This is a genomic window from Flavobacterium sp. (assembly GCF_028689845.1).
In the GTDB taxonomy this organism is placed as follows: domain Bacteria; phylum Bacteroidota; class Bacteroidia; order Flavobacteriales; family Flavobacteriaceae; genus Flavobacterium.
Genome location: NZ_JAQVCH010000027.1, coordinates 26,130 through 35,765, shown reverse-complemented (window position 1 = coordinate 35,765; position 9,636 = coordinate 26,130). Strand labels below are relative to the sequence as shown.

Sequence of the window (9,636 nt, the reverse complement as noted above, 5' to 3'; positions counted from 1 at the left end):
AGAGCAATTGAGATTTTTTTGATGCCTGATTTTGAAAATTGACAAAAAAATAAAATCAAACAACTGATTTTCAGTTAAATAAAAAACAAAAAAGTTCGATTTTAATTTTTATCGGACATTAATGATTTAATTAATAAAAAAAATAATATCATGGAAAATAATAAACACAATCCTTATCCAAAATTTGCCTTAATAATGGCCGTGTCTTTTGTAATTATGTATTTAGTAATGTTCTTAAACGTTGCCGAATTTGATCATATTTATAATAGCTTAACACGAGTTTATATGACAACATTAATGATTGCTGCAATGGCAATTAGCATGTTGTTGTTTATGTGGAAAATGTATCCTAATCGTAAAATAAATTTAGGAATTATTGCTTTTGCAACATTTTCTTTTTTTGGAACGTTATTTTTATTGCGAACACAAACTCCTATTAGTGATGTGCAATGGATGAAAGCGATGATTCCGCATCATTCATCAGCCATTATGACTAGTAGTGCAGTCGATTTTGAAGACGCTGAAGTTCAAAAATTAGCAGATGAAATAATAATTGCTCAAGAAAAAGAAATCAAGCAAATGAAAGAAATGATTAATCGTTTAGAAAATCAAAAGTAAAATGAAACACACTTATCATATTGAAGGAATGACTTGTTCTGGTTGTGAAAATAAGGTCACAACCGATTTATCTAAAGTTGAAAACATCACAGAAGTAGCCGTTTCCAAAGAAGAAAAACTAGCTACTATCACAATGTCAAAACATGTAGAACTTGACGTTTTGCAACAAGCTTTAGGTGGAAAAGATAGTAAATACCAAATTTCGATTCCCAATAGTCCTGTTAAAGAAATAACTCCTAAAAGCTGTTGCTCTACGGATAATATGGAGCATAAACACCAAGAAGTAACCTACAAACCACAAGCAGGAAAATTTTATTGTCCAATGCACTGTGAAGGAGACAAAGTCTATGAAAAAGCAGGTGATTGTCCGGTTTGTGGAATGGATTTGGTTCAACAACCAACTTTAGTTCAAAACACACAATATACTTGTCCAATGCATCCTGAAATTATTCAAGACAAACCAGGAAGCTGTCCAATTTGTGGAATGGATTTAGTGCCGATGGAACCTACCGAATCTGAAGAAGATAAAACCTATCAAAAATTGTGGCATAAAATGAAAATTGCTACTGTTTTTACGTTGCCTATTTTTATTATTGCCATGTCGGATATGATTCCAAATAATCCGTTATATCAAATAATGGAATTACAAAAGTGGAATTGGGTGCAATTTGCATTAACGATTCCCGTAGTTTTTTATGCTTGTTGGATGTTTTTTGAAAGAGCTTGGAGATCCATAGTAAATTGGAACTTAAACATGTTTACTTTAATAGGAATAGGAACTGGTGTAGCTTTTATATTTAGTATTGTAGCGTTACTTTTTCCAAATATATTTCCTTCCCAATTTAAAACACCGGAAGGAACAGTTCATTTATATTTTGAAGCAACCGCCGTAGTTTTAACCTTGGTTTTATTAGGCCAATTGTTAGAAGCAAAAGCCCATAGCAGAACTAGCGGAGCCATAAAAGAATTGATGAAATTAGCACCAACCGAAGCTACTTTAGTGATTGACGGACAAGAAAAAATAATTTCGATTCATGATATCAATAAAGGAGATATCATTCGTGTAAAACCCGGAGAAAAAATTCCAGTTGATGGTAAAATAACCGAAGGAAATAGCACCATTGACGAATCGATGATTACTGGAGAACCTATTCCTGTTGATAAAAAAGAAGAGGATTCGGTAAGTTCTGGAACTATCAACGGAACCAAATCTTTTTTAATGATTGCTGAAAAAGTTGGTTCAGAAACCTTATTGGCTCAAATCGTTCAAATGGTTTCGGATGCTAGTCGTTCAAGAGCTCCTATTCAAAATTTAGTAGATAAAGTTGCTAAATATTTTGTTCCAATTGTGGTAGTAATCTCAGTGATAACCTTTATTATTTGGTGGCTCATTGGTCCAGAACCTAAATTAGTTTATGCATTTGTAAATGCGATTGCGGTGTTAATTATTGCTTGTCCTTGTGCTTTAGGATTAGCAACACCTATGTCTGTCATGGTTGGAGTAGGAAAAGGAGCAAAATCGGGTGTATTAATTAAAAATGCAGAAGTTCTTGAAAAAATGGATAAAATTGATGTTTTAATTACCGATAAAACAGGAACCTTAACCGAAGGAAAACCATCTGTAGAAAAAATTATAGTAAAAGAAGGAGATGAAAAAGAGGTTCTAGGAAAAATAGCTTCTTTAAATCAAAGTAGTGAACATCCATTAGCAACAGCGGTAGTGAATTTTGGAAAATCTAAAAGCGTGACTTTTTCTAAAGTAGAAAACTTCGAATCCGTTACAGGAAAAGGAGTAATTGGGTTTATTGAAAATCAAAAAATTAGTTTAGGAAATAAAAAACTACTAGAACAAGAAGGTGTTGCTGATTTCACAAGTATCGAAAATGAAGTAATTGCCGAACAAAAATTAGGCAAAACGGTTTCTTATATTGCTATTGATAAAAAAGTAGTAGGTTTTATTACCATTACAGATGCTATTAAAAAGTCAAGTTTAGCAGCTATAAATGAATTAAAACGTCAAGGTGTTGAAGTAATCATGTTGACAGGAGATAATGAAAATACGGCACAAGCAGTGGCTTCTGAATTAAATTTAACCGATTTCAAGGCAAGCTGTTTGCCACAAGATAAATTAGAATACATCAAAAATTTGCAAGCTCAAGGAAAAATCGTTGCCATGGCTGGTGATGGTATAAATGATGCTCCGGCTTTAGCACAATCTGACATTGGAATTGCTATGGGAACAGGAACTGATGTGGCGATTGAAAGTGCAAAAATAACTTTGGTAAAAGGAGATTTAAAAGGTATCGTAAAAGCTAAAAACTTGAGTCATGCTGTGATGAAAAACATCAGACAAAATCTATTCTTTGCTTTTATTTATAACTCATTAGGTGTTCCAATTGCAGCTGGAGTTTTATTTCCGGTTTTTGGAATATTACTTTCTCCTATGATTGCAGCTTTGGCTATGAGTTTTAGTTCCGTTTCCGTAATTGCAAATGCATTACGATTAAGAACTATAAAAATTTAATGCTGAATTGTAAATGCTGAATTGTAAATGCGGTAAATGTTGAATTAAAAGTAAAGATGAAAGAAAATATTATAAAAACAAAATCGTATGCATTTGCTTTAAGGATTGTAAAATTATTTAAAGTATTGCAAAGTCAAAGAGAGTATATTTTATCAAAACAGTTAGTTAGAAGTGCTACATCAGTAGGAGCAAACGTTGAAGGAAGGCGTGCAAGCACAATCAAAAGCTGATTTTATTCATAAATTTTCTATAGCACAAAAGGAAGTTTTTGAAACACATTATTGGATCAGATTACTAAGAGATAGTAATTATATTGACGAACTTGTTGCTCAAGAATTATTGAATGATTGTGAAGAACTTCAAAGAATAATCACAGCCATACTTGTAAAATCAAAAAATAATCGATGAAAAAATCAACAATCATACTTATAGCATTAACCATTTACCATTTAGCATTTACCATTAATTTGTCTGCTCAAAAAGTAGTTCGCTATGATTTACATGTTCGAGATACAATCGTCAATTTTTCTGGTAAAGAAAAAAGAGCGATTGCTGTAAACGGACAAATTCCGATGCCAACTTTAACATTTACGGAAGGTGACATTGCTGAAATTCATGTGTACAATCATTTGAAGGAATCGACTTCTTTGCATTGGCACGGATTGTATTTACCCAATAAAGAAGATGGAGTGCCTTTCTTAACACAAATGCCAATAGAACCTGATACAGAATTTGTTTATCGTTTTCCAATTATTCAATCAGGAACACATTGGTATCACAGTCATAGTGGTTTGCAAGAACAAATTGGAATGTATGGCTCGTTAATTTTAAAGAAAAAATTAGATGATCCTACCTTTCGAGAAGGAATTGATGATATTCCACAAGTTCCGGTTATTTTGAGCGAATGGACAGATTACAAACCCGAAAATGTCCACAGAATGTTACACAATGCTTCCGATTGGTTTGCTATTAAAAAAGGAACTACTCAAAGTTATGCTGAAGCGATTAGAGAAGGTCATTTTAAAACCAAATTAACTAACGAATGGAAACGGATGTTGGCAATGGACGTAAGTGATGTTTATTATGATAAATTCTTAATTAATGGAAAAAATGAGAGTCAATTAACACAATTCAAATCGGGTGATAAAGTACGTTTGAGAATTTCAAATGGTGGAGCATCGTCTTATTTTTGGTTAAAGTATGCTGCAGGAAAAATGACTGTAGTGGCTAATGATGGAAATGATGTAGAACCTGTTGAAGTAGATCGATTAATAATTGGTGTTTCTGAAACGTATGATGTAATTGTTACAATTCCAGCAGAAAACACTTCGTATGAATTTTTAGCAACTCCAGAAGATAGAACGAAATCAACTTCAATTTATATTGGCGAAGGAATCAAACAATTAGTTAGTCCAATGCCAAAATTGAAGTATTTTGAAGGCATGAAAATGATGAACAACATGATGAATATGGACGGAACCATGGATGATATGGGAATGGATATGAGTTTTCAAAAAATGGATATGAATACGGTGATGTATCCTGAAATATCTGGTAGTAAGATGAAAATGAACAATGATATAGAAATGGATCATTCTAATCATAAAATGCCATCAACAAATTCAGATATTGTGACGTTGAATTATGGAATGCTAAAATCACCAACCAAAACAACACTTCCAAAAGATGCACCAGTTCGTGAGCTTCGTTTTGAATTAACAGGAAACATGAACCGTTATGTTTGGAGTATGGATAATGTGGTGCTTTCTGAAACCGACAAAATTTTGATTAAGAAAGGAGAAAATGTTCGCATTACTTTATACAATAATTCGATGATGCGTCACCCAATGCACTTGCACGGACACGATTTTAGAATTTTGAACGGTCAAGGAGAATACGCACCTTTAAAAAATGTTTTGGACATTATGCCCATGGAAACGGATGTAATTGAATTTGAAGCTAATGCTGATGGCGATTGGTTTTTTCATTGTCATATTTTATACCACATGATGGCCGGAATGAACCGCGTTTTTAGTTATGAAAATTCAGAACCCAATCCGTATTTACCCAATAAAGAAAAAGCTTATAAAAAACTACAAGCCGAAAGCAATCAATTTCATTTTATGGCAGAAAATGATTTTGCTACTTCAGGAAATGACGGTCAAGCAATGTTGCAAAATACACGTTGGAGTTTTGGAACCGAATGGCGTTTAGGCTACCACGATGAACATGGTTATGAAAGTGAAACACATATTGGTAGATATATTGGCAGAAATCAATGGTTCATGCCGTTTATTGGATTGGATGCTCGTTATCGTAAATTAGAAAATGGTGAAGTTGAAGAAAATTTATTTGGACAAAAAAGTACCAAAGACAAACGCATCCAAGCTAGTTTAGGTTTTGATTATACGTTACCTCTACTGGTGATTTTTCAAGCAGAAGTATTTCATGATGGAAATGTTCGTATGCAATTAATGCGTGAAGACATTCCGGTTTCAAAACGTTTACGAATGGCATTTATGGTCAATACAGACAAAGAATATATGGCAGGATTTAACTATGTTATTGGAAAAAATATGGGAATCACAACTCATTATGATAGCGATATGGGGTTAGGGTTTGGAATTAAATTAAATTATTAAAATCGTTTAAAATAATAATTGGCAAATGATGCTTTAAATAGGCTGAACCGATACTGATTTTTTACTTTTTATAGATAAGATTTTACCACTCCATTGTCTTGAACACTTTTTTATAAAAATGTTTAATTACCTTTTCCTTCCCGGTAAAAAACTTACTCCATGAAAAAATCACTTGTTACGGCACAATAATTTTCAATTTGTAGCTACTTTTTAGATTAAGTTTGTTATTTTTGTGGCACTTTTTTAACACACAAACGCATTTCGATTATGAATATACACGAATACCAAGGAAAAGAAATTTTAGCCTCTTATGGCGTACGCATTCAACGCGGAATTGTAGCAAACAGTCCAGTAGAAGCTGTAGCTGCTGCAAAGCAATTAACAGCCGAAACCGGAACAGGATGGCATGTTATCAAAGCTCAAGTTCATGCAGGCGGACGCGGAAAAGGCGGCGGTGTGAAATTGGCTAAGAATTTGCAACAAGTGGAAGAAATTTCAGAGCAAATTATCGGAATGATGTTAATTACACCTCAAACGCCACCAGAAGGAAAAAAAGTGAGCAAGGTGTTAGTGGCAGAAGATGTTTACTATCCTGGCGAAAGTGAAGTTTCTGAATTTTATATGTCAGTGCTATTGAATAGAGGAAAGGGCGTGAATATGATTATGTATTCTACCGAAGGAGGCATGGATATTGAAGAAGTAGCGGAACACACACCTCATTTGATTTTTACGGAAGAAATTGATCCAACCGTTGGATTACAAGGCTTTCAAGCAAGAAGAATTGCTTTTAATTTAGGACTTTCTGGATTGGCTTTTAAAGAAATGGTTCAGTTTGTCCATTCGTTATATAATGCTTATATCGGTTCCGATGCCTCAATGTTTGAGATCAATCCTGTATTAAAAACATCTGATAATAAAATTATGGCTGTAGATGCCAAAGTAAATATCGATGATAATGCCTTATACCGTCAAGCTAAAATCGCTGATATGCGTGATATTCGTGAAGAAAATCCGATTGAAGTAGAAGCAAAAGCAGCTGGTTTAAACTATGTCGATTTAGATGGAACTGTAGGTTGTATGGTAAACGGAGCTGGATTGGCGATGGCTACGATGGATTTAATTAAATATGCTGGTTACGAGCCAGCAAACTTCTTAGATGTAGGTGGAACTGCTGATGCGAAACGTGTTGAATTAGCATTTCGTATTATTTTAAAAGATCCAAATGTAAAAGCAATTTTAATCAATATTTTTGGTGGAATTGTACGTTGCGACCGTGTTGCTCAAGGTGTTGTAGATGCTTATAAAAATATGGGAGATGCAATTAAAGTGCCAATCATTGTACGTTTACAAGGAACAAATGCTGAAATTGCAAAAGAATTAATTGATAATTCGGGTATGCCGATTTTATCTGCAGTTCAATTTCAAGAAGCAGCAGATCAAGTAAAAAATGCTTTAGGATAATCGCTAAAGAAATCAATAAACAAAAAATCCCGAACGTAAATTCGGGATTTCTTTATTTTTTGCCGTTTTTGTATTTTACTTTTTCAACAACTTCTATTTTCTTTTCTGGTTTTTTATCTTTCGATTTTGAAGTAGCAGTAGGCTTCTTTTTAAAAGCTGGTTTTGAACCCGTAGAGGCCGATTTCACAAACGGCTTTCTTTCTTCTTGCTTCTTTCCTCTTGCTTCTAAATTCTTCTCTCTATTTTCTATTTTCTCTCCTCCAGAAGCAGTATGACTTTTAATTACCATCATTGGATTTTTCGGATTCTCTTTAGTTCCACGTAAGTGAATGACTAAGCCATTTAAAAAATTACGTAAAACCTGATCACCACATTCCATAAAATTCGGATTGTCTTCAGTTCTAAAGAAAGCCCCTAATTCGGCTTTAGAAATTCTAAAATCGACTAGTTCTAAAATTTCTACTATTTGGTCGTCGCGAAGCTGTAAGGCAACTCGGAGTTTTTTGAATATGTCGTTGTTGTTCATTTTTTAGAATACTAATTTTTATTAATTGGGTAAAGATAAGCTATAATTTAATGCAACTTTTTCTACAACTGAAAAAAAATATAAATTACTTCATAAGCCACAAAACGGCTTCCCCAAAGTGTGTTGCCCACAACTTTTCATTATGTTTCCCTCCTTTAATTACTTCGCTTTTTGTTAAATGCAAACAAGTACAACGGTTGTCTGCCATGATTTCAATCATGCGGTTCATATTATTTACCATTAATGGGCTATCTTCTATATCACCTTCGCTATCACCACATAAAAAATAAAGTTTAGCTTTTGATTTTTTGGCTTGTTTAGCAAATGTATATATTTCTTCAGAAAACCAAAAAGATGGAGAAAAAACACCTGCTTTTCCAAATGTTTCAGGGTATTTCAGCACAGCATAAAACGAAACTAGTCCGCCTAGTGAACTTCCCATAATTCCGGTATTTTTTTTAGAAGATTTCGTTCTGTAATTCAAATCGACTTGCGGTTTTAAAGTCGAAACGATAAAATCTAAATAGGCATCCGCTTTTCCACCACCGTATTTTTCATTTTTAAATGGTGTTAATTCATCCATTCGTTTTTCATTTCCATGTTCAATTCCAATCACAATGACATTGGCTTTTAGGCTATCCAAGGTCTCGTCTACACGCCATTCACCAGCGTATGAAGTCTTGGCATCAAATAAATTTTGTGCATCGTGCATATATAAAACCGGATATTTTTTAGTCGATTTTTCATAATCCAACGGCAAATAAACCCATATTTTTTTCGTAGTGCTCAGGGTTGGAGCTTCTATTTCAAAAGAAGAAAATCTTTTTTGTGCCCAAACTTTAGGAGCAAGTAAAAAAAATACTAAAAAGACAACAAGAAGCGATAAAACAACTTTCATTTTTTGAATAATTAAAAGGAACTGCTAAATTAGCCAAAAATTAAAAAGAATGATTACCTATAAAGAAAAATTAAGTCTAATCGACGATATGATTTCATTAGCCAAAATAGAAGGCGTTCTTCATCCCAACGAAATGGAATTCATCAAATCAATTGTTTCCGATTGGAAAATAAAAGAAACTGATTTAGAAGAGTTATTCGCCTTGACTAATGAAAAGAAAGTTTTAAAGTCAGAATTTAAACGAATTGAACATTTCTATCGGATGGCTTTATTATCCTATACCGATGATTTTCAGCACTATCAAGAAGAAAATTTCTTGTATCAATTAGGTTTGAAATTGGGCTTGAATCCGATGGCAATCAAAAGAGTTTTAGACGCAATGAAAACCGCTCCAAACAGAACAGTCGATTCTGAAATTTTGATAAAAATCTTTCAAGAACAGCATAATTAAAGAATGGTCAAAATTGAATGTTTCTTTCAAACGGCAAACCTAAAAGTCCTTTTTATTTTCATGAATATACGCAACAATCAAAGCAACAATATCTTCTTCTTGCTCATCGGCAAAGAAAATTTCATCTAAATCTTCCCAATCAGAAAAAATAATTTCATCCATTTTTGCTAAAATTTGATTTCTTTTTTCCAAATCATCCGTAAAGCTTTCATTTGGAAATAAACGGATTGCTTTTTCAATAAGCAAAGCGGTTTGCGGAGCTTTGATGGCGTAATATGCTTCTTTTATCTCTTCGGCAAAATTCCCTGCTTCACTACTAAAAAAATGGTTGAAACCTCCTTCATTCATCGCTCCTTCAAACACATCAATGTAGACAAAATTCCGTTCGCTATCGTTTAATAAACTAAAATCTTCCGATTGGTTTTTCTTGTCCCAAATGATTGTTCCAACGGCTTCAATGATTTCAATTTCGTCTGTTAATTGCAGTATTTCGTTTATGTTTTTCATGGGTTTGTT

The 9,636-nt window shown here is 33.3% G+C and carries 10 protein-coding genes; 7 read left to right on the top strand and 3 right to left on the bottom strand.

Annotated elements, in window-relative coordinates:
* Nucleotides 1-150 precede the first annotated feature (150 nt).
* The 6 genes from PHR76_RS10415 (at nt 151) to sucC (ending at nt 7,245) form a co-directional block, all read left to right on the top strand.
* Nucleotides 151-618 carry a DUF305 domain-containing protein gene (locus tag PHR76_RS10415; RefSeq protein ID WP_300062062.1) on the top strand — a complete coding sequence of 156 codons (468 nt, stop codon included), beginning with the start codon at nt 151-153 and terminating at the stop codon, nt 616-618.
* 1 nt (nt 619) lies between these two features.
* Nucleotides 620-3,142 carry a heavy metal translocating P-type ATPase gene (locus PHR76_RS10410; RefSeq protein WP_300062059.1) on the top strand — a complete coding sequence of 841 codons (2,523 nt, stop codon included), beginning with the start codon at nt 620-622 and terminating at the stop codon, nt 3,140-3,142.
* Nucleotides 3,143-3,198: 56 nt separating this feature from the next.
* Nucleotides 3,199-3,372 (top strand): four helix bundle protein, encoded by a 174-nt coding sequence (locus PHR76_RS13200; RefSeq protein ID WP_366143592.1) that lies wholly within the window; start codon nt 3,199-3,201, stop codon nt 3,370-3,372.
* Nucleotides 3,350-3,550, top strand: a complete 201-nt coding sequence (locus tag PHR76_RS13195) for a four helix bundle protein (protein WP_366143591.1) — start codon at nt 3,350-3,352, stop codon at nt 3,548-3,550. The genes PHR76_RS13200 and PHR76_RS13195 overlap by 23 nt, the downstream gene beginning before the upstream one ends.
* Nucleotides 3,547-5,784 carry a multicopper oxidase domain-containing protein gene (locus PHR76_RS10400; RefSeq protein ID WP_300062056.1) on the top strand — a complete coding sequence of 746 codons (2,238 nt, stop codon included), beginning with the start codon at nt 3,547-3,549 and terminating at the stop codon, nt 5,782-5,784. Before PHR76_RS13195 ends, PHR76_RS10400 begins: the two co-directional genes overlap by 4 nt.
* 267 nt (nt 5,785-6,051) lie before the next feature.
* Complete coding sequence (sucC, locus tag PHR76_RS10395) at nt 6,052-7,245, top strand: ADP-forming succinate--CoA ligase subunit beta (RefSeq protein ID WP_300062053.1); 1,194 nt, start codon at nt 6,052-6,054, stop codon at nt 7,243-7,245.
* 52 nt (nt 7,246-7,297) lie between these two features.
* On the opposite strand, the gene PHR76_RS10390 is transcribed toward sucC, so the two are convergent.
* A complete protein-coding gene (locus PHR76_RS10390; protein WP_300062050.1) occupies nt 7,298-7,771 on the bottom strand; it encodes a DUF1456 family protein in 474 nt (157 codons plus the stop codon).
* Nucleotides 7,772-7,856: 85 nt separating this feature from the next.
* Nucleotides 7,857-8,669, bottom strand: a complete 813-nt coding sequence (locus PHR76_RS10385; protein WP_300062047.1) for an alpha/beta hydrolase-fold protein — start codon at nt 8,667-8,669, stop codon at nt 7,857-7,859.
* Nucleotides 8,670-8,718: 49 nt separating this feature from the next.
* On the opposite strand from PHR76_RS10385, the gene PHR76_RS10380 reads away from it, so the two are divergent.
* On the top strand, nt 8,719-9,120 hold the full coding sequence (locus PHR76_RS10380) for an excinuclease ABC subunit B (protein ID WP_300062045.1): 402 nt from the start codon (nt 8,719-8,721) through the stop codon (nt 9,118-9,120).
* A gap of 39 nt (nt 9,121-9,159) precedes the next feature.
* Here the strand turns inward: PHR76_RS10380 and PHR76_RS10375 are convergent, their stop codons facing one another.
* Entirely contained in the window at nt 9,160-9,627 is a 468-nt protein-coding gene (locus PHR76_RS10375; RefSeq protein ID WP_300062042.1) for a DUF4375 domain-containing protein, read from the bottom strand.
* Between the last annotated feature and the right edge of the window lie 9 nt (nt 9,628-9,636).

Excerpts from the sequence above, each read along its gene's own strand:
- PHR76_RS10380 (WP_300062045.1), top strand. The coding sequence starts at position 8,719 with ATGATTACCTATAAAGAAAAATTAAGTCTAATCGACGATATGATTTCA.
- PHR76_RS10385 (WP_300062047.1), bottom strand. The coding sequence starts at position 8,669 with ATGAAAGTTGTTTTATCGCTTCTTGTTGTCTTTTTAGTATTTTTTTTA.
- PHR76_RS10410 (WP_300062059.1), top strand. The coding sequence starts at position 620 with ATGAAACACACTTATCATATTGAAGGAATGACTTGTTCTGGTTGTGAA.
- PHR76_RS10375 (WP_300062042.1), bottom strand. The coding sequence starts at position 9,627 with ATGAAAAACATAAACGAAATACTGCAATTAACAGACGAAATTGAAATC.
- PHR76_RS10390 (WP_300062050.1), bottom strand. The coding sequence starts at position 7,771 with ATGAACAACAACGACATATTCAAAAAACTCCGAGTTGCCTTACAGCTT.
- PHR76_RS10400 (WP_300062056.1), top strand. The coding sequence starts at position 3,547 with ATGAAAAAATCAACAATCATACTTATAGCATTAACCATTTACCATTTA.
- PHR76_RS13200 (WP_366143592.1), top strand. The coding sequence starts at position 3,199 with ATGAAAGAAAATATTATAAAAACAAAATCGTATGCATTTGCTTTAAGG.
- PHR76_RS10415 (WP_300062062.1), top strand. The coding sequence starts at position 151 with ATGGAAAATAATAAACACAATCCTTATCCAAAATTTGCCTTAATAATG.
- sucC (WP_300062053.1), top strand. The coding sequence starts at position 6,052 with ATGAATATACACGAATACCAAGGAAAAGAAATTTTAGCCTCTTATGGC.